At 74.1% G+C, this 19,649-nt stretch carries 16 protein-coding genes; 9 read left to right on the forward strand and 7 right to left on the reverse strand.

Annotated elements, in window-relative coordinates; all coding sequences use genetic code 11:
- Positions 1-6 precede the first annotated feature (6 nt).
- The 7 genes from rnpA (at position 7) to QQS41_RS06845 (ending at position 6,670) form a co-directional block, all read left to right on the forward strand.
- Entirely contained in the window at positions 7-390 is a 384-nt protein-coding gene (gene rnpA, locus QQS41_RS06815; protein ID WP_448851876.1) for a ribonuclease P protein component, read from the forward strand.
- Positions 380-844: a membrane protein insertion efficiency factor YidD gene (yidD, locus tag QQS41_RS06820; protein ID WP_448851877.1), complete on the forward strand. Its 465-nt coding sequence runs from the start codon at positions 380-382 to the stop codon at positions 842-844. The genes rnpA and yidD overlap by 11 nt, the downstream gene beginning before the upstream one ends.
- A gap of 106 nt (positions 845-950) precedes the next feature.
- A complete protein-coding gene (yidC, locus tag QQS41_RS06825) occupies positions 951-2,102 on the forward strand; it encodes a membrane protein insertase YidC (RefSeq protein ID WP_448851878.1) in 1,152 nt (383 codons plus the stop codon).
- Positions 2,103-2,543: 441 nt separating this feature from the next.
- On the forward strand, positions 2,544-3,170 hold the full coding sequence (gene rsmG, locus QQS41_RS06830) for a 16S rRNA (guanine(527)-N(7))-methyltransferase RsmG (protein ID WP_448852001.1): 627 nt from the start codon (positions 2,544-2,546) through the stop codon (positions 3,168-3,170).
- A 470-nt stretch (positions 3,171-3,640) separates the two neighbouring features.
- Positions 3,641-4,597, forward strand: coding sequence for a ParA family protein (locus tag QQS41_RS06835; RefSeq protein WP_448851879.1), 957 nt, complete (start codon positions 3,641-3,643; stop codon positions 4,595-4,597).
- Between the two features lie 2 nt (positions 4,598-4,599).
- Positions 4,600-5,793, forward strand: a complete 1,194-nt coding sequence (locus QQS41_RS06840) for a ParB/RepB/Spo0J family partition protein (protein WP_448851880.1) — start codon at positions 4,600-4,602, stop codon at positions 5,791-5,793.
- Between the two features lie 10 nt (positions 5,794-5,803).
- On the forward strand, positions 5,804-6,670 hold the full coding sequence (locus tag QQS41_RS06845) for a GNAT family N-acetyltransferase (protein ID WP_448851881.1): 867 nt from the start codon (positions 5,804-5,806) through the stop codon (positions 6,668-6,670).
- Here QQS41_RS06845 and QQS41_RS06850 read toward each other — a convergent pair.
- The 7 genes from QQS41_RS06850 to QQS41_RS06880 form a co-directional block, all read right to left on the reverse strand.
- Positions 6,628-7,812: an N-acetylmuramoyl-L-alanine amidase gene (locus QQS41_RS06850; RefSeq protein ID WP_448851882.1), complete on the reverse strand. Its 1,185-nt coding sequence runs from the start codon at positions 7,810-7,812 to the stop codon at positions 6,628-6,630. The two genes, QQS41_RS06845 and QQS41_RS06850, sit on opposite strands and share 43 nt — an antisense overlap.
- A gap of 74 nt (positions 7,813-7,886) precedes the next feature.
- Positions 7,887-8,207 carry a thioredoxin gene (gene trxA / locus QQS41_RS06855; RefSeq protein WP_448851883.1) on the reverse strand — a complete coding sequence of 107 codons (321 nt, stop codon included), beginning with the start codon at positions 8,205-8,207 and terminating at the stop codon, positions 7,887-7,889.
- Between the two features lie 148 nt (positions 8,208-8,355).
- Entirely contained in the window at positions 8,356-9,306 is a 951-nt protein-coding gene (gene trxB / locus QQS41_RS06860; protein ID WP_448851884.1) for a thioredoxin-disulfide reductase, read from the reverse strand.
- 51 nt (positions 9,307-9,357) lie between these two features.
- Complete coding sequence (locus tag QQS41_RS06865) at positions 9,358-10,059, reverse strand: RNA polymerase sigma factor (protein ID WP_448851885.1); 702 nt, start codon at positions 10,057-10,059, stop codon at positions 9,358-9,360.
- A gap of 201 nt (positions 10,060-10,260) precedes the next feature.
- On the reverse strand, positions 10,261-13,635 hold the full coding sequence (murJ, locus tag QQS41_RS06870; protein WP_448851886.1) for a murein biosynthesis integral membrane protein MurJ: 3,375 nt from the start codon (positions 13,633-13,635) through the stop codon (positions 10,261-10,263).
- Between the two features lie 37 nt (positions 13,636-13,672).
- A complete protein-coding gene (locus QQS41_RS06875; protein ID WP_448851887.1) occupies positions 13,673-16,273 on the reverse strand; it encodes a hypothetical protein in 2,601 nt (866 codons plus the stop codon).
- Positions 16,274-16,353: 80 nt separating this feature from the next.
- Entirely contained in the window at positions 16,354-17,436 is a 1,083-nt protein-coding gene (locus QQS41_RS06880; RefSeq protein ID WP_448851888.1) for an NUDIX hydrolase, read from the reverse strand.
- Between the two features lie 102 nt (positions 17,437-17,538).
- Between QQS41_RS06880 and QQS41_RS06885 the strand changes: the two genes are divergently transcribed.
- Together QQS41_RS06885 and QQS41_RS06890 are read left to right on the forward strand one after the other, a co-directional pair.
- Positions 17,539-18,993: a CCA tRNA nucleotidyltransferase gene (locus tag QQS41_RS06885; protein ID WP_448852002.1), complete on the forward strand. Its 1,455-nt coding sequence runs from the start codon at positions 17,539-17,541 to the stop codon at positions 18,991-18,993.
- A 10-nt stretch (positions 18,994-19,003) separates the two neighbouring features.
- Positions 19,004-19,639, forward strand: coding sequence for a YqgE/AlgH family protein (locus tag QQS41_RS06890; protein WP_448851889.1), 636 nt, complete (start codon positions 19,004-19,006; stop codon positions 19,637-19,639).
- Positions 19,640-19,649 lie beyond the last annotated feature (10 nt).

The raw sequence follows: 19,649 nt of genomic DNA on the forward strand, positions 1-19,649 counted from the left end.
CACCCCGTGCTCCCCACGCAGCATAGGCTGCACCGCCCGTCCGACTTCACGTCGGTCGTGCGAGGGGGACGCCGCGTCGGACGCAGGCACCTGGTCCTGCACATCCGGCGCACCGCCGAGGCCGACGCGCCACTCGCCCGCCAGGGCGGACCGCGCGTCGGCCTCGTCGTGTCCAAGGCCGTCGGCGACGCCGTGACGCGCCACCTCGTGTCGCGCCGCCTCCGCCACGCCGCCGCGGACCTCCTCCCCCACCTGCCGGAGGACCTCGACCTGGTCATCCGCGCCCTGCCGCGCTCCGCGACCGCCACGTCCGCCGAGCTGGCCGGCGACCTCGCCTCCGCCCTCCGCAAGGCGGGCATCGACCCCGCGGCGGGCCCCGGTGACCGCTGACGGCCGCACCGGCGGACCGTGCGACTACGGCGACGACGCGCACGGCACCCGTCGCCACGCGCACCCTCACGACGCGGAACCCCCCGCGTCCGCGCAACCCCCGCACGCGCATGGGCGTTGCGACGGCGACCCCGCCGGCGACGACGCCTACGCCGCGATCCTCCACCCCGACCCCGCCCCGCGGGCCGGCGGGCCCGCCGCCCGGGCGCTGGAGAAGGGCGTCCTGTTCTACCGGCGGCGCATCTCACCGCTGAAGGGCCACGGCTCCTGCCGCTTCGAGCCCACCTGCTCCGCCTACGCGCTCACCGCCATCCGCCGGTTCGGCGCGGTGCGCGGCGGCTGGCTCGCGCTGCTGCGGATCCTGCGGTGCGCCCCGTGGCACCCCGGCGGCTGGGATCCGGTTCCCCGCGACTACCCGGGCCTCGGTGCCTGGATGCGGCGCATGCACGGGTAACCTCGGGGAAGGCCCGTGTGGACGGCCTCCCGCGCACCCGGCGACGGGGCCCAGCCCCTCGTCGCGCGCGGCCTCCCGGACTTCCCCAAAGGAGACACCCCAGACCGTGCTCAATTTCGTCTACTACACGATCTCGGCGATCCTGTGGTTCTGGCACAAGGCCTTCGGCCTGTTCCTAGACCCGGCGTCCGGCGTGACGTGGGCGCTGGCGATCATCCTCCTCGTGGTGACGCTGCGCATCCTCCTGTTCCGCCCGATGCTGAAGCAGCAGCGATCCGCCATCAAGATGCAGCAGATGCAGCCGCAGATGCAGGCCATCCGCAAGAAGTACGCCAACGACCAGCAGGCGCAGGCGCTCGAGATGCGGAAGCTGCAGAAGGAGATGGGGGTCAACCCCCTCGCCGGCTGCATCCCGATGCTCGTCCAGATCCCGGTGTTCATCGGCCTGTTCCACGTCCTCCGCTCGTTCAACCGCACGGGCGAGGGCATGGGCATGGTCGGCCTGAGCGTCGAGGAGAACTGGAACACCCCGAACTACATCTTCGGCGTCGACGAGGTCCGCTCGTTCCTCGAGGCCCGCATCTTCGGCGCCCCGCTGGCCGGCTCCATCGGCATGGGCGAGGACCAGTACGCGGCGTTCACGGCGCCGGGCACGCCCGTCGACTTCGGCCGGATGGACATCATCGTCGTGGCCGTCCCGCTGATCCTCATCTCCGCGTTCGCGACGCACATGAACGCCCGCATCTCCGTCGAGCGCACCCGCCGCCGTCAGGAGGAGGGCTTCCAGCAGCGTGCCGAGGGCATGATGGGCCAGCAGATGGACATGATGAACAAGATGATGCTCTGGTTCATCCCGATCATGATCCTCGTGTCGGGCGCCATCTGGCACATCGGCCTCCTCGTCTACATGCTGACCAACAACGTGTGGACCTTCTTCCAGCAGAAGTACATCTTCAAGAAGCTGGACCAGGAGGAGCGCGAGGAGCGCGAGGCCGAGCAGGAGGCCAAACGCATCTCCCAGCAGAAGCTGGCCCCGAAGGTCGGCCAGAAGCCGGTCAACCCGAAGAAGGGCGGCAAGAAGGCCCAGCAGGACCGCAAGCGCGGCGACTTCGACCTCAAGGCCGACGCCCCGGCCGACGGCGATGCCACCGCGCAGGCCGGAGGCACCGCGGCGCAGGCCGCCGCCGACCCGGCCCCGTCGAAGCCGAAGCCCGGCGCCAAGCCGGCCGGCTCGCGGAAGAAGAAGCGCAAGCGCTGACCGCAGAGGCCGTCCACACGCCGACCGCCCGTCCCCTCCCCGGGGGCGGGCGGTTTCGTTGTCTCCGGGTCCGCGTGCGCGGTTGTTGCGTGACGACGGGGCCCGCCGCCGCTCCTCGGGCGCCGGGAGACGCTGAGGGCCGTGTGGCGATTCGAATGACATGGGTGGAATTCCCTGCCGCCTGCTGGGCGTGGCGTCGGGTCCGGTAGAGCGGTGGCGACAGGGGTATCTGGGTGGATGGGGTCCCGCCCGGACGGCGGGTCGGGCGTTCGGCTCCCGTCCGGTGGTGTGGTTTGATCGGGGCGTCGGGGGCATCGCCTCCTGGCGCGGCCGACCCGGCCGCGCCCCAACCCTTCGGAGAGGTTTCACGTGGAACATCAGGATGGTCAGCCGACCGAGGCGAAGGATCCGCGCGAGGACGCCCAGACACCGGCGGTCGACGTGCAGGAGCCCGTCGCCGATGTCGAGCAGCGCTTCGGCGACCGCGCGGATCTTGCGCGGCGGTACCACGGTTGGCTCGCCGGCGACGGCATCGTCCGCGGTCTCATCGGCCCGCGCGAGGTCCCCCGGCTGTGGGAGCGCCACATCCTCAACTCCGCAGTTGTCGCCGAGGTCATTCCGGAAGGTGCGACGGTCGCCGACATCGGATCGGGTGCGGGTTTGCCGGGCATTCCCCTCGCCATCGCCCGTCCCGATCTGTCCGTGACGCTCATCGAACCGCTGCTGCGCCGCACGACGTTTCTGGAGGAGGTCGTCGAGGACCTCGGCCTGACCAACGTCACGGTCGTCCGCGGGCGTGCCGAGGAGAAGGCCGTCCGCAACAAGGTCGGTCTCTTCGACTACGTCACGAGCCGCGCCGTCGCCCCGCTCGGCCGGCTCGCCGGGTGGTCGCTGCCGCTCGTGAAGAACGGTGGCCACATGGTCGCCCTCAAGGGCTCGAGCGCACCCGAGGAGATTGCGCGGGACGCGAAGGAGATCCGGAAGGCGAAGGGCACCGGACCGGAGGTGCTCGAGGTCGGCGTCGAGGCCGGGTACCCGACGCACGTCGTCCGCATCCGGAAGAACTGACGCAGGCCCTGACGCCGGAACGGCCGTGGGCGGTGTTTTACGTGAAACACCGCCCACGGCCCGTCTTCTGTCCGGCGCCGGGCGGTTCGTGTCCTGTGCACCCGAATCCCGGCGTTTCACGTGAAACATCCCCGGGGTGCGTCACGGGTTTCGTGTCCCGTTGATGTCCCGGCCGCTGTTTGCGAGGTTTCACGTGAAACCGATCCCGGTTGCTTCACCGGCGCCCCGGTTCTGCGCTGGGACGCCTGCGAGACCCGCGCACGCGGTGGGCGCATCGAGCGGTGGAGGCACCGGAGAACAGGTTCGGCGACCGCTGCGTTACGGCGGATCGAACCCCTCCCCTCCCCCCACCGGGGACGATTGAGGGGGTGTCGGGCCGGGTACTAGAGTCGGACGGGACACGGGGCGCGCACGATCACGGCGCGCCCCCGGCAACGACCGCCCCGGCCACGGGGCTGGAGGGGAAGCACATGGCCCGGAACTCGTGGGACGACTCGCCCATCGCGGCGGCGGCGCGTCGCGCGGCGCAGTTGAAGTCGAACAGCGCCGCGGCGCTGCCCCGGCCGGAGCGCACCCGCCGCATCACCGTCGCGAACCAGAAGGGCGGAGTCGGCAAGACCACGTCGGCGGTCAACATCGCCAGCGCCCTCGCGCACCACGGGCTGAAGGTCCTCGTCGTCGACGCCGACCCGCAGGGCAACGCGTCGACGGCGCTCGACGTCGAGCACCTGTCCGGCACCCTGTCGACGTACGAGGTGCTGCTGGGAGAGGCGGGTCCGGAGGAGGCGATGCAGCAGTCCCCGGAGTCGGAGAACCTGTGGTGCATCCCCGCGACGCTGGACCTCGCCGGATCCGAGATCGAGCTCGTGAACCTCTTCAACCGAGAGTCCCGGCTGCGCCAGGCGCTGACCGACGACTTCCTGGAGGAGCACGGGTTCGACTATCTCATCATCGACTGCCCGCCGTCGCTGGGCCTGCTCACGCTGAACGCGATGACGGTGTCGGACGAGGTCCTCATCCCCATCCAGTGTGAGTTCTACGCGCTGGAGGGCGTCACGCAGCTGCTCAACAACATCGGCATGATCCGCCAGCACCTCAACCCCGATCTGCACGTGTCCGCGGTGCTGCTGACGATGTACGACGGCCGCACCAAGCTAGCCGACGAGGTGGCCCGCGAGGTCCGCAGCCACTTCGGCGACGCCGTGCTGCGGAACCTCATCCCGCGGTCGGTGAAGGTGTCGGAGGCGCCGGGATACGGCAAGACGATCATCTCCTACGACCCGGGTTCCCGCGGCGCCCTCGCCTACGTCGACGCGGCGAAGGAGCTCGCCGAGCGCGGCGACTACCTGCCCGACGGTTCGCGCGGACCCATCGGCGTCGCCCCCTACTCCCCCACCGCGGACCATGGTCAGAACGGAGGCCGTTGACGATGGCGGATCAGGACAAGAAGGAGGCCCCGCGGCGGGGCGGACTCGGCCGCGGTCTTGCGGCGCTGATCCCCACCGCACCGGAGGGTCGGCCCCGCATGGGCGACGGCGCCGCCGACGAGATCTTCGGTCCGTCGCGCGGTGGGCGCACCGGCGGAGGCTCCGACAAGAATCGTCACCGTGACGTTATCGCCCCGCCCTCGACTGCCCGGGATTCCGATCGGGATCCGGCCGGATCGGGCCGTCGGGACGACGTGGTTTCACGTGAAACCGATCGCCCGGCTCCCCGACGCTCCGGCGCCCGGCGGGCCGAGTCGGGTGGCGTCGGTGCGACGTACCGCGAACTCCCCGTCCCGGTGATCATCCCGAACCCCCGCCAGCCGCGGCACGTCTTCGACGAGGAGCCGCTCCAGGAGCTCGCGCACTCCATCCGGGAGTTCGGCCTCATGCAGCCGATCGTCGTGCGCGCGATCAATCGGGCCGATCGTCCGGCCGCCCTCGAGCGCGCGCGGGAGACCAACCCCGAGGCGCCGCAGCCCGAGTTCGAGATCATCATGGGCGAGCGCCGCTGGCGCGCCGCCCAGCTGGCCGGCCTCGACGTGCTGCCGACCATCGTCCGCGACACCGACGACACCGCGATGCTGCGCGACGCGCTCCTGGAGAACATCCACCGCGTGCAGCTGAACCCGCTCGAGGAGGCGGCGGCCTACCAGCAGCTCCTCGAGGAGTTCGACGTGACGCAGGCGCAGCTCGCCGAGCGCATCGGCCGCTCCCGGCCCGTCATCACGAACATGATCCGGCTCCTCGGCTTGCCCGTCGAGGTGCAGCGACGGGTCGCCGCCGGAGTCCTCTCCGCCGGCCACGCCCGCGCCCTCCTCGGCGTGAAGACGGAGGAGAAGACGGCCGACCAGCAGCGGCTCGCCGAGCGCATCGTCACCGAGGGCCTCTCCGTCCGCGCGACCGAGGAGGCCGTGACCCTGCTCAACCGCGGCGACGCGAAGGCGGCGGGCCGGAAGCCCCGGATCGCCCCGCCGCAGCCGGAGCAGCTGACCACGTGGGCCGACCGCCTCGCCGACGACTTCGACACCAAGGTCACGGCGACGATGGGCAAGCGCAAGGGCAAGATCGTCATCGAATTCGGCGATCTCGACGATTTCGACCGGATCATGCACATCATCCGGCCCGACGGCGACTGACGGCCACGCCATGCACGACGACGGACCGGGCGGCGGCGACTGGCTCGGCGGGGACTGGGGCGACGGCGGATACGGCGCCGACGCCGGCTTCATCGAACCCATTTCCCCGCACCACCTGGGCGAATGCCACCCGGCGATGCTCCGGTCCGTCTTCTGGCAGTTCGGCCCGCCCGACCTCGTCGGCGACCTCGCGGAGGACGACGCCCTCCTGGAGAAGGAGGCGTGGCTGAGCCGCGTCATGCTCGAATGGGGCTCCTGCGGCTTCAACCTCATGGGCGATGGCATGCCGCCGGCCATCGCCACCGTCCTCTACGGGCCGCCGCGCCTCGCCCCCACCGCCCGCCGCTTCCCCACCGGGCCCGTCTCCCCCGACGCCGTGCTGCTCATGAGCCTCCACATCGACTCGTTCGCCGCCGGGCAGGGGTGGGAGCAGGTCCTCATCGGGCAGGTGGCGGCCGACCTCGCGGCCCGCGGCGTCCGCGCCATCGAGGCGTTCGGGTGCTCCGGCACGATCCCCGACGCTCCCGGCATCTTCGCTGATGGCGCGGGGGATTCGCTGCTGCTGTCGACCGCCGACGAGCTCGACGTCCTCGAGGCGGCGTTCGCCGAGGCCGCCGATGCGGCGGCCGTCGACAAGGACTGCGAACCCCGCACCCTCCGCGACATCGGGCACCGCGCCGGCGAACTCCCCCAGGCCCGCTGGCTCCTCGACGCGGGCTTCACCGTCGTGTCCCCCCACCCCCGCCATCCGCGCCTGCGGATGGAGCTGACCCCCGACCTGGACTGGTCGGAGGTCGTCGGCCGCGCCCTCGACGAGCTCGCGGCCCGGCAGTACTACCTGTCGCTCTCCTCGGCCAGCAGTTCCTTGAAGCTGTAGGTGCCGGTCGGAGCGTCGTCGCGCTCCATGAGGTACAGGCGCTTGACCGCCACGACGATCGCCTCGCCGATGGCGTCGCGGCGATCGCGGTCCGTCAGCACGCTGACGTCGACCGGGCTGGTGAGGTAGCCGAGGGAGATTTCCACCGTCGGCATCCGCGTCAGCCGCAGCGTGTCCCACGTCTTCGCGTGCGTGCGGCAGTCCTGCAGGTCCGTCCGGGCGACGATCTCGCGCTGGACCAGGCCGCACAGGTGCTCGCCCACGATGGAGTTCGTGCCCATGCTGGAGCCGAAGTAGAAGCTGGCGACGCCGTTCGCGCGGTCGTTCGGGTAGCGATCCGCGCGCAGGCAGATCATCAGGTCCGCGCCGAACGCGTTGGCCAGGTCGGCGCGCTCCGCGTCCGTCGGGTTCGCCGTGCGCTGGCGCGACAGGATGGTCTCGACGCCCGCGGCGACCATGCGGCCCTCCACGCGGGTGGCGAGATCCCAGAGGATCTCCTCCTCCGTGATCGGCCCGTAGGGGCCGGCGACCGTCATGCCCGGATCGCCGTTGCCCCGGCCCGGATCGATGACGACGCGCTTGCCCGTCAGCTGCGGGCCGGCGCGGCGCACCATCTCCCGCTCGTGGAACGACGACGCGGAGCCGCCCGTCACGCGCCGGCCCAGGTACGCCAGGGCCTTGAGGGTGCGGGGGCCGCACACGCCGTCGACGCGCAGGCCGTAGTTGAGCTGGTAGTCGCGCACCGCCCGGTCCGTGTCCGGCCCGTAGTGGCCGTCGACGCGGGAGGTGTAGAAGCCCAGCTCCGAGAGGGTGCCCTGCAGCTGGCCGACGTCGTCGCCGGTCATCGTCAGCTGCGGGTCGTAGGACAGGACGCGCGCGCCGAGGGTGTACGACGCGTCGCGGAGGATGCGCAGCGTGCGCTCGCGGATCTCGCCGTCGGCGATGATGCCGCGGGACTGCTGGAAGGCGCGGAGCGCCTCCGCCAGCTCCTCGTCGAAGACCGCATCGTCGCCGCCCCACTGGGGCGACGACGTCGCCGTCGCGTCGCCCCCGTAGTGCGGGAGCAGTCCGAGGCGGGCCAGCTGGGCCCGGACCTCGGCCACCCGCGGGTCGACGTCGCCGATGCGAAGCCTGTCGGTCAACTTCCCGGTGCCCCTTCCGTCCGTCCTACATGCGGAAACGCGCACGTTTCCGCCTCAGGGGCCCAGGCTACCAGCTAGGCGTGGGCCTCGACCTTGGCGCGCAGCTCGGACTTCGGGCGGACGCCGACGATCTCCTCGACCTTCTGGCCGTCCTTGAAGACGAGAACGGTGGGGATGGACATGATCTGGAACATCATGGCCAGCTCGCGCTGCTCGTCGACGTTGACCTTGGCGAAGACGGCGGCGTCGCCCATCTCCTCCGCCAGCTCGTCGATGACCGGAGACAGCTTCTTGCACGGGCCGCACCACTCGGCCCAGAAGTCGACGAGGACGGGCTTGTCGGACTCGATGACGGTGGACTTGAAGTCGTCGGCGGTGACGGTCAGGACGCTCATGGTGCTCTCCTCCGGTGCCGCGCCGGCCGCTCGGGACCGTGGACGCAACAACCGTTTATCTATCGGGTGCGATTTATGGGATGAGAATATCAACAGCCCGTGGGGCCCCGTCAAGGGCTCCGCGGGCCGCTGGCCGGAACGGGGGCGCCTACAGCGCGGCCAGGAAGTGCTCCGCGTCGATGGCGGCGCGGCAGCCGGTGCCGGCCGCGGTGACGGCCTGCTGGTAGTGCGAGTCGACCAGGTCGCCGCAGGCGAAGACGCCCGGCAGGGACGTCCGGGTCGACGGATCCTCGACCTTCACGTAGCCGTTGCCGTCGCACTCGACCTGGTCGCGGAACATCTGCGAGCGCGGGTCGTGGCCGATGGCGACGAACATCGCGGTGACGTCCAGCGTCGAGATCTCGCCGGTGGCGGTGTCGGTCAGCTCCAGGCCGGAGACCTTGCCGGACTCCTCGCCGAGGACCTTGGAGACGACCTTGTTCGTCGCGAAGCGGATCTTCGGGTCGTTCTGGGCGCGCTCCAGCATGATGCGGGAGGCGCGGAACTCCTCGCGGCGGTGAATGAGGGTGACGGACTTCGCGAACTTGGTCAGGAAGGTCGCCTCCTCCATGGCGGAGTCGCCGCCGCCGACGACGGCGATGTCGTGGTCGCGGAAGAAGAAGCCGTCGCAGGTGGCGCAGGAGGAGACGCCGTGGCCCTGCAGGGCCTCCTCGCCGGGCACGCCGAGGTAGCGGGGGGCGGCGCCTGTGGCCAGGATGACGGTCCGGGCGCGGTGCTCCTCGTCGCCGACCCACACGGACTTCACGTCGCCGGTGAGGTCGACGCGGTCGACGGTCTCCATGCGCAGGTCGGCGCCGAAGCGCTCGGCCTGGCCGCGCATCTGGTCCATGAGGTCCGGGCCCATGATGCCGTCGGTGAAGCCCGGGTAGTTCTCCACCTCGGTGGTGTTCATGAGGGAGCCGCCGAACTCGATGCCCTCGAAGACGACGGGCTTGAGGTCCGCGCGCGCGGCGTAGAGCGCGGCGGTGTAGCCGGCGGGGCCGGAGCCCACGATGATGACGTCGTGGACGATGGCGCTGGGGTTGATGTTCTCGGTCATGGTGCCTCCTGCTGGGCGGATTTATCGGCGCAACCGTTTACAGGGCCGCTGTCAGGAGGCCAAGCCTACAGGCATCGCCCGCCTGTCCGCGAGGGGTGCCCCGGAGCCGCCCGCGTCCGGCCCCGCGAGCTCCCGCCGCAGCCGCTCCCGCGCCCGCGACCTCCGGGACTTCACCGTCCCCAGCGTCAGCCCCAGCCGCCCGGCCGCCTCCCCGACGCTGAGGCCCGCGAGGTCCACCTGCTCCACGACGACGCGCTGGTGGTCGGGCAGCGTCCGCACCGCGTCGCGCACCACGATCGCCAGCGTCCGGTCCGGGTCCCGGTGCGCCGCGGACCCGCCGGCCCCCTCCCGCCACGTCCCGGGGGCTCCCCCGGTCCCCGCGCCCCGGGGCCCGTCGAACGCGGCGTGCCCGGCGACGTGCTCCGGCCGGTTCGCCTCGCGCCGCCGGCGGTCGAGCACGCAGTTGCGCGTGATCGTCGTCAGCCACGTCGCCGCCGCGCAGTCGCCGCGGAAGGCGGACGCCGACCGGTGGGCCCGCAGCAGCGCCTCCTGGAGCACCTCCGCCGCGACGTCGTCGTCGCCCGTCATCTGCCGCGCGGTCTTCCACATCTGCCCGGCGTACCGCCGCACGAGCAGCGGGAAGGCCCGCGCGTCGCCGCTGCGGTGCGCCGCCAGCACGTCCCCGTCGGCCGGCGCCCCGGCCCCGTCCCGCGCCGCGCGCGGCCCCCGTCGTCCCCGTCCCCCGAAGTCCATGCCCGCATCCCATCACGCCGGCGCCGGGGTCCGTGAGGCGTCGCGCGGGGGCGTCCACACCGCCGCCGCGCGGGCGTGGACGCGGCCCCGGACGCGGTTGCGCCCCCGCCGGCGCGGGGCTAGCGGGGGCGTGCGGCGCGCGGTGCGCGCGGGGTGGAGGGGTCGCGTGACGACGCCCCGATCGGGCGCCGCGCCCGCCGGTCAGCGGAGCGCGACCTCCGCCACGGAGGCCTGGCCGGACTGCGGCAGGCCGGTCACCCACACGAGCACCCAGGCGGTGCGGCGGCCGTCGAGGGCGATGTCGGTCGGGCCCTCGCCGAGGGTCCCGGTGCCCAGCAGCGGCAGCGCGGCCGGGTCGACGGACGCGGGCCCGTCGGCGGCGCGGATCTCCACGACGGTGCCGGGGGCGCCGGTCACCGTGGCGGCGGCGACGTCGGCCTCGTCGTCGAGCTGCAGCATGAGGCCGACGCCGGACTTGAAGCCGGCCGGCGGCGGCGCGAACGGCGCCAGGTAGGCGGACGTCGACCACGCGGTGGCGGGGTCGCCGTCGACGGCCAGCGGGGCCTGGTCCGGGTTGTCGGCCCCGGCCTGCGGGTTGGGGTTGGGGGCCTGCCACTCGGCGGCGTCGACGACGACGGGCTCCGACTCGATGACGCGCTCGACGGCGCTGCCGCCGCGGCGGACCGAGTCCGGGTTCACCGGCGCGTCGGTGCGCTTGTCCAGCATGGCGAACAGCACGACGGCGACGACGGCGGCGACGAGCACGAGGCCGACGACGAGGGCGCCGACGCCCCACGCGCGGCCGCCGGCGGCGGCGCCGGCGAGGCGGCTGCGGCCGGTGGCGGCGCGGGCGGCCTCCGCCTCGACGGACATGCCGGCGCGGACGTCGTCGTCCTCGTCGGCGTAGGCCGCCTCCCGCAGGCCCTCCGCGATCGCGGCGGGATCGCCGCCGTCGCGGGCGGCGCGCAGCTGATCCGCGATGGAGTCGGGCACGTGGCCGCAGCGGCCGAGCATGCCCTCCAGGAGGTCGGCGGCGGCGACGGCGTCGTCGTCCGCCCCGGCGCCCGCCAGCGGGGCCGGGAAGGCCAGGCGCAGGCGGCCGTCGACGGTCACGCGCATGCGGTCGGGGCCGTCGAGGCCGAGCACCGCGCCGGATTCGCGGGCGGCGGCGACCGCCTCGAAGACGTCGGAGACGGCCAGCGCCACGGCGGCCGGGTCGAGCTCGCCGGGGCGGGCGTCCCGGTCGTCCGCCGCGACGGCGCCGGCCGCGTCGGCCGCGGCGCCCCGGGAGGGGCCGGCGCCGGCGCCGCGGAGGGACTCCAGCGGCACGCCCGGCACCCACTCCGTGATGACGGTGACGTTGGTGCGGGTCGCCCGCACCTCCAGGACGCCGGCGACGCCCGGCAGGTCCGCGTCGCGCAGCGTCCGCGCGGCGGAGGCGATCTCCGCGGCGGCGGCGGGCACGGTGCGGCCGACGTGCGGGGCGGCGACGGCGTCGATGAACGCCATGCCGACCTCGCGGCCGCCGGCGGCGGCGCGGGCGCGCCAGAAGCGGACGCCGGGGCGCGCCGACTCCTCGGAGATGAGGCGGAAGCGGCCGCCGCCGACGATCTCGCCGGGCACGAACCGCGGCGGGCGGGAGCCCTCGGACGGCATCGGCGGCAGGACCGGGGAGGCGATGAAGCCCTCGCCGGCCATCGCGTTGGACTCGCCGATGGCGGAGGCGGCCTCCGCCTCCGGCAGCCCGTCCGGGGTCTCCTCCGGGGCCGGGGCGAAGCGGCGCAGGCCCGGGATGCGGCCGAGGACGCGGCCGACGATCGCGACCTCCGCGAGCCCGGAGCGGGACAGCACGACGCCGGCGACGGCGAGGAACGCGACGCCGGCGACGACCATGCGGACGAGGAAGCCGACGGAGCCGAGCGCCATCACCGGGGTGCGGGACAGCGCCCAGTCGACGACGGCGGCGACGGCCGCGCCGGCGGCGGAGGCGCCGAGCGCCCACAGGCAGGTGCGCAGCACCGCGCCGCCGCCGAGGGGGCCGAGGACGCGGCGCAGCAGCAGCACGCCGATGACGGCGCCGGCGACGAAGCCGAAGCCGTTGGCGGCGCCGAGCAGCACGACGACGACCTCGCGGGAGGACGCGACGAGGGGCGACAGCGACGACAGCAGGACCTTGACGACGGTGATGCCGAAGATGATGAACGTCGGCGTCCACGCCTCCTCGCGGGCGTAGAACACGCGCAGGTGCAGCAGCACGAGGGCGTACGGGATGAGCGTGAACGCGGAGAAGCTCAGCGTCCAGCCGAGGATGTCCGCCGTCGACGCGGGGAAGGCGCCGTAGGCGAACAGGGCGTTGGCGATCTGGGTGCCGAAGGCCGTGAAGAACACGACGACGGGGATGAGCGCCAGCATCGTGAGCTTCGTGCCGACGGTGAGATCCCGGACGACGGCGTCGTCGTCGCCGTCGGAGGCGTTGCGCGACAGGCGCGGCATGATGGCCGTCAGCAGGGTGACGCCGATGATGCCGTAGGGCACCTGCAGCAGCAGCCACGCCTGCTGGTACACCGTCGGCGCGGCGGCGTCCGCGGTCGACGCGATGCGGGTGGTGACGATGTAGCCCAGCTGCGAGATGGCGACGTAGGCGACGATGGCCACGCCCATGCCCGCGAACTGCTTGATGCGGTCGTCGATGCCCCACATCGGCTTCAGGTTGATGCCGGCCTTCAGCAGCGGCGGCAGCATGATGAGCGCCTGCACGACGACGCCGAGGGTGGTGCCCAGGCCGACGAGCAGGATGTGCGGATCCGTCAGCGTGCCCGCCGCGTCCTCGTGGATGCGGCCCGGCACGGTCCAGTACAGCAGGAGCGTCGCGATGGCGATGACGTTGTTCGCCACCGGCGCCCAGGCCCCCGGCCGGAACACCCCCTTGGTGTTCAGCACCGCCATGAACAGCGAGAATATGCCGTAGAAGATGATCTGCGGCAGCAGCAGGAACGCGAACGCCGTCGCAAGGGGGACGTTGACCCGGCCCTCGTCGTTCAGCTGGATCCGCGTCAGCAGCGGCGCGCATATGATCGCCAGGACGGTGATGACGCCGAGCAGAGTCAGCGACATCGTCAGCAGCCGGCGGATGAAGGCCTCGCCCCGGTCGGGGTCCTCCTTCTCCGCGCGCACCAGCACCGGCACCACCAGCGAGGTGAGCACCGCGCCGAGCACGATCTCCGTGATGAGGTTCGGCAGCGTGTTCGCCGTGTTGAACGCCGACGCCACCGCCGGGCCCAGCGTCGCGCCGATGAGCACGTTGCGCAGGAAGCCCGTGATGCGGGAGATGAGCGTCGCGACGGCCATCGAGCCGGTCGAGCGGACGACGTCGGCGTCGGACGCCGGCGCCCCGGACCCGTCGCCGTCGCGCGCCGCGTCGAGGGCGGCGTCGCGCGGCGAGCGGGACAGGTCGGGGGCCGGCTCCGCGCGCCTCGGCGCCCGCGGCGCCGGCACCGGCGCCGGGGGCGCCGGCACGCGGATGCGGCCGCGCTGGCCGGTCGTCTGCCCGGAGGGGGACCTGTCGGAGTCTGTCACCCCTCCATCATGGCCGAATCGGGTCCGGCGCCACGAATCATCCGCGGCGATCCGCGCCGCCGTCCCGGCGGTCCCGGCCGCCCCGGCCCCGCCCGCGGGCGCGGTCCCTGCCATGGTCCAGGCGTCCGCCGCGGCCCGCGCGGAACGCGCGGCCGGTGCGCTCCGGCCCGTCGTCACGCGGATCGCGGCGGCCCCGCGCCTCCCGCGGGCCCGCCTGACCGGCCGCGCGACGGCGGCGGCGCGTGCGGGCCACCGCGGCGACGGCGACGCCGAAGCTCAGCAGGCCGATGGCCGACAGCGCCGCGACGACGCCCGCCGACGGGCCCGAGCGGACGACGACCTCCACCGGATCGGAGATTGCGGTGCCCTCCGGCGTGCGCAGCCACATCGTCAGCGTCGCCCGCCGATCCCGGCCCGGGTCGATGTCGGGCTGCAGCTGCAGCGTCAGCGCGCCCTTCGCCGGCAGCAGCGTCGGCTCCGACAGCGGCCGCGCCAGCGCGTCGCCCTGGACGACGACCTCCGCCTCCACCGGCAGCGGCAGCCCGTTGCGGGCCACCACCGCCACCGGCGACGCGCCCGTCGTCCGGGTGTACAGGCCCGCCGGCGGCAGCAGCCGCACGGACTGGCGCAGCTGCTGCAGCATCGCGCCCGTCGCCGCCTGCCGCTCCCGCGTCCTGTCCACCGCCCGGTCGTAGTGGGCCCGCGACCGGCGGTGCAGCGTGCTCATCGCCCGCAGCTCGTCGCGCAGCAGCGGCCGCGTGAACTCCGCCGGGGTCAGGGCGATGTCCGGCGCCGGCGACATCATCGCCGTCAGCTCGCCGACGTAGCCCGCCTGCATCGCGCCGCGGCGCACCTCCGTGCCCGTCAGCGCGCCCGGATCGGACACCGGCTCCACGGTCTCCGCCGCGCCGGCGGCGGGCGCGTCGACGAGATCGACGAACGACGCCGGCTCCACCGCGCCGCGGACCCGCAGATCGGCCACCGACTGCGCCCACGCCCGCGCGGACTCCGGCGACGGCGACCAGCCCGCCGGCGGCACGGCGAGGATCGGGCCCGCGTCGCGGCCCGCCCCGGCCCGGTCCACGATCTCCTGGTGCAGCACGCCGACGGCCGCCTGCATCCGCGCCGGGCCCGAGTCCGAGTCCAGGCGGTGGCGGCCCACCAGCGGTGCGAAGCCCGGGGTCTCCGGCAGCGCGCCGGTGCCGGCCAGCGCCGTCGTCAGCGCCGTCGGCGCCCCGACCGCCCGCAGCCCCGGCGCGAGATCCGCCGGCTGGCCCGGCTCGCCGCCCGACAGCGTGTTGCCCGCCACGATGGCGGTGCGCGGCAGCGAGGGATCCGACGCCCCGGACACGGTCCGCACCGCGTCGGCCGTCAGGTAGCCCTCCGGAGGCAGCAGCAGGCGCGGCAGCCCGGGCCGCTCCAGGACCTCCGCGACGATGCGCTCGCCGCCGTCGAGCCAGCCGCCCGTCATCGCCGGCTGCGCCGCCACGGCGACGGCGCCGGCGTCGGCGGCGCCCCACGGCATGGCCACGACGCACATCCCGTCGGTCGCGTCGCGCAGCCGGTCCAGCCACGCGGCCGCCTCGTCGGCGCCCTCTCCCTCGGCGCCGTCGGCGCGGTTGCCGCCGCCCCAGGAGTCGCGCAGCCGCGTCGAGTCCTCGACCGGGCTCGGCCGCTCGTCGGCGACGAGGTAGCCGCCCGCCATCCGGTGGGCGGTCAGCAGCAGCTCCGGCTCCACCGCCACGCACGTCGCCGGGCGCAGCGGGGAATCGGGCCCGATCTCCTGCTCCAGCACGTCGAGCATCCCGTCGAGGCGCCCGCCGTCGGCCATCGACTCCGCCAGGGACTCGTCGGCGAGGATGAGCTGCGGCCGGTCCGGGGCCTCCCCGGTCTCGCCGGGCACCAGCGGGATGTCCTGGGCCAGCGGCCACAGCATCGACAGGCCCACCGGCCGGGTCCCGCGGTCCGGGGCGCCCGCGGAGGCGCCGTCGCCGTCGGCGTCGACGTCGCCGGAGGGGGTCCCGTCGTCACGCGCGGCGGCGTCCTCCCCGTCCGCCGCACCGTCGCCCGACGCGTCGTCGCCCGAGAGCACTGGCACGAGGGTGCGGGTCTCCGCCAGCAGGGTCACGATGCCGTCGCCCAGCCGCCCGTTCGCGTTGATCAGCACCGGGTACACGCCGTCGCCGGGGACCCCCAGGCCCTCCGGCGCGGCGGCGCCGAGCGGCACCGTCAGCGACACCTTGCGGGACTCCCCCGCCGGCACGTCGACGGGGTCGCCGAAGGAGGTGGCGACGCCGAACGCCGACTCCGGATCCGCCATCGCGGGGCCCGCGTCGCCCGCCGACTCCAGCGCGTCGCGGCGCTGCGCGCGCAGGCGGACGTCCGTCAGATCGGAGTTCGACCGGTTCACCAGCGTCAGGCGCACCGTCAGATCGCCGTCCGGGGCGGGCGTGCGCGGCGACACGGCGGTCATCCGCAGTTCCAGGGGGCCGTCGGCGCCGATGCGGGCGTCCTGGCCGACCCACTCCTCGGAGATCTCCGGCGCGGACGGGGAGATGGGGAACGGCGGGGCCATCGCCTCCGCCGTCGCCGCGCCGCCGGCGCCCGCCCCCGCCACCAGCGCGGCGGCGCAGGCCACGGCGGCCCCGCGCACGATGCGCCGCGGGCCGTCCGCGCGCACGGTTCGCTGCGGACGGCCCTGGCGGAGGGGGCGGCGGGTCACCGCGGCGTCCCCCGTCCCGCGTCGCGCTCGGCGCGGGCGACGTCGGGCAGCATGTCGTGGGCGCGCCGGGCGAGCTTGCGCTCGTCGGCGTACGCCAGGCGCTCCACCAGGCCCTCGGCGGGGACCCACTGCACCTCGGTGACCTCGGGGTCCTCGTCGTTGAGGTCGCCGTCGACGTAGCGCAGCAGGTGGTGGTGCACCGTCTTGTGGATGCGCCGGCCGTCGAGGACGAACCAGTAGTCGATGGTGCCGAGCTCCGCGACGACGGCGCCGTGGACGCCCGTCTCCTCCCAGACCTCGCGCTCGGCGGTCGCGGCGTGGTCCTCGCCGGGCTCGACGTGGCCCTTCGGCATCGACCACAGCAGGCGGCCGCGCCGGTCGAGGCGGCCGATGAGGGCGACGTGGATGCGGTTCAGGTCGACGGAGCCGTCGTCGCGCACGGCCTCCGCGAGGCCGGAGACGACGAGCCCGCCGGCGGACGTCTCCAGCGACGTCCTCATCTGATCGTGGCCCTGGCCGCGGCCGCGCGCGGGCGAGCGCCGCCCGTCGCCGCCCCTGCCGTTCCCGCCTGCGCTTGACGACGGCCGCCGCCCCTGGCGGCCGCGCCCCCGCCCGCCGCGGCGCCGGCGGTTCTGCCGGCCGTCGCCGGAGCCGGAGTCGGGCCCGTTGCCGCCCCCGCGGTTGCCGCTGACCCTGGAGCCGTTGGCGCTGCCGTTGCCGTTTCCGGAGGAGGAGCCGCCGTTGGAGCCGTTGCCGGAGCCGCGGCCCGAGCGGCGCCGGCCGGACCCGCGGCGCCCGCCGCCGGAGCCGGAACGGCCGCCGCGGCCGTTGCCCGGGCCGGAGCCGTTGCCGCCGCGGCCGTTGCCCGGGCCGGAGCCGTTGCCGGAACCGGAGCCGCCGCCGTTCGAGCCGCCGTTCCCGCCGTTCCCGGCGTCGCCGGCGGCGCGGTTGCGCCGGTTGTCCCCCTGGCCGCCGCCCTGGGCGCCCTGGTCGCGTCCCCCGCGGCCGCGGCGACGCGAACGGGGACGGCGCCGCCTGCGCGGGCCCGCCGTCGATTCGTCGCGTTCGCTGTCGCTCATAACGTCCATAGCCTAGCGGTCCGCCGCGCCGCCGCGGGTATCGTGGCCGACGTGAACGAACCGCATCCCGAGACCGCCGAAGCAGACCTCGCCCGCACCGCCATGCTGGCCGTCGCGGATCAGGCGATCGGCCGGGAGGCGGAGCTGCTGGCGCCGCTGGCCCGCGCCTTCGAGGAGGAGGGCCACGAGTTGTACCTCGTCGGCGGCTCGGTGCGCGACGCGCTGCTGGGCCGCCTCGGCAACGATCTGGACTTCACCACCGACGCACGGCCCGACGTCGTCAAGCGCATCCTCGACGCGTGGGCGCCGGTGACCTGGGACACCGGCATCGAGTTCGGCACCGTCAGCGCCGAGAAGGCCGGGCGGCAGGTGGAGATCACGACGTTCCGCGCCGACCAGTACGACCAGGTCAGCCGCAACCCCGAGGTGACGTTCGGCGACACCCTCGAGGGCGACCTCGTCCGCCGCGACTTCCGCTGCAACGCCATCGCCGTGCGCCTGCGCGCGGACGGCACGCGGGAGTTCGTCGACCCGCTCAACGGCTTCGACGACGTCGTCGCCGGCGTGCTGGACACCCCGGGCGCCCCGGAGACCAGCTTCGGCGACGACCCGCTGCGCATGCTCCGCGCCGCCCGCTTCGCCGCCCAGCTGGGCTTCGGCCCCTCCCCCCGCGTCGTCGACGCGATGACGCGCATGAGCGCCGAGATCCGCCGCATCACCGCCGAGCGCATCGCCGCGGAGCTGGACAAGCTCATCCTCGGCGCCCACCCGCGCCGCGGCATCGACCTCATGGTCGACACCGGCATCGCCGACCACATCCTCCCGGAGATCCCGGCGATGAAGATGACGGGCGACGAGCACGGCCGGCACAAGGACGTCTACGAGCACTCCCTGACCGTCATGGAGCAGGCCATCGACCAGGAGGAGCCCGGCGAACCCGACCTGGAGCTGCGGTGGGCGGCGCTGCTGCACGACTGCGGCAAGCCCGACACCCTCGCCTTCGGCGACAACGGGCAGGTGACCTTCCACCACCACGAGGTCGTCGGCGCGAGGAAGATGCGCAAGCGCTTCCGCCGCCTCAAGTACCCGAAGAGGACGGTGGAGCGGATCACGCACCTCGTCTACCTGCACATGCGCTTCCACGGCTACGGCGAGGGCCGGTGGACCGACTCCGCCGTCCGCCGCTACGTCACCGACGCCGGCGACCAGCTGGACCAGCTGAACAAGCTGGTGCGCGCCGACTGCACCACCCGCAACCGCCGCAAGGCCGCCCGCCTGGCCCGCGCCTGCGACGACCTGGAGGCCCGGATCCAGGAGCTGGCGGAGCAGGAGGACCTCGCCGCCGTCCGCCCCGACCTGGACGGCAACGACATCATGACCATCCTCGACGTCGCCCCCGGGCCCGTCGTCGGCCGCGCGTGGGCCCACATGAAGGAGCTGCGCCTCGACAACGGCCCCATGGAGCGGGAGGACGCCATCCTGGCGCTGAAGCACTGGTGGGCGGAGCAGCCGGAGCAGGCGGGACCGGACGGCCCGGCCACGGGGGCGGGGAACTAGGATTCCCCCCATGACCCCCGACGATCTGTACGGCGACCGCCCGTTCACCGGCCTCGAGCGCCGGGACCCCGCCCCGGGATGCCTCCTGGTGGCGGCCCCCGACATGGGTGCACCGGAGTTCGCGCGCAGCGTCGTGTTCGTCATCGACCACGACGCGTCGGGCACCCTCGGCGTCGACCTGACCCGCCGCTCCGACACCCCGGTGATGAACGTGCTGGAGGAGTGGGCGCACCTCATGGCGAAGCCGCCGGTGGTGCACCTCGGCGGCCCGGTGAACCCGACGCAGCCGATCTGCCTCGCCGTCGTCGAGCACGGCCGGGAGCTGCCGGAGGAGCCGCGCGCGGACCTCGACGGCGCGCCGGTGGCGCAGCGCCTCGACGGCCGCTTCGCCATCGTGAACCTGGGCACGGATCCGGAGGAGTTCGAGGGTGAACTGACCGGCGCCCGCCTGTTCGCGGGCTACGCCGGCTGGGGCCCGGGTCAGCTGCACGACGAGCTGGAGCGCGGCGACTGGCTGGTCGCCCCCGCCCTGCCGTCCGATCTGCTGGCGCCGGCGGGCGTCGACGTGTGGGGCGACGTCATGCGCCGCCAGCCGTGGCCGCTGCCGCTGTACGCCACGCACCCGGGCGACGTCCGGGAGAACTAGGGGGCGCGCG

The sequence above is a fragment of the Corynebacterium sp. 335C genome, assembly GCF_053525695.1.

Coding starts and splice junctions, on each gene's coding strand:
- QQS41_RS06835 (WP_448851879.1), top strand. CDS start 3,641: ATGGCCCGGAACTCGTGGGACGACTCGCCCATCGCGGCGGCGGCGCGT.
- QQS41_RS06840 (WP_448851880.1), top strand. CDS start 4,600: ATGGCGGATCAGGACAAGAAGGAGGCCCCGCGGCGGGGCGGACTCGGC.
- QQS41_RS06845 (WP_448851881.1), top strand. CDS start 5,804: ATGCACGACGACGGACCGGGCGGCGGCGACTGGCTCGGCGGGGACTGG.
- trxA (WP_448851883.1), bottom strand. CDS start 8,207: ATGAGCGTCCTGACCGTCACCGCCGACGACTTCAAGTCCACCGTCATC.
- trxB (WP_448851884.1), bottom strand. CDS start 9,306: ATGACCGAGAACATCAACCCCAGCGCCATCGTCCACGACGTCATCATC.
- QQS41_RS06865 (WP_448851885.1), bottom strand. CDS start 10,059: ATGGACTTCGGGGGACGGGGACGACGGGGGCCGCGCGCGGCGCGGGAC.
- QQS41_RS06880 (WP_448851888.1), bottom strand. CDS start 17,436: ATGAGCGACAGCGAACGCGACGAATCGACGGCGGGCCCGCGCAGGCGG.
- QQS41_RS06885 (WP_448852002.1), top strand. CDS start 17,539: ATGCTGGCCGTCGCGGATCAGGCGATCGGCCGGGAGGCGGAGCTGCTG.
- QQS41_RS06890 (WP_448851889.1), top strand. CDS start 19,004: ATGACCCCCGACGATCTGTACGGCGACCGCCCGTTCACCGGCCTCGAG.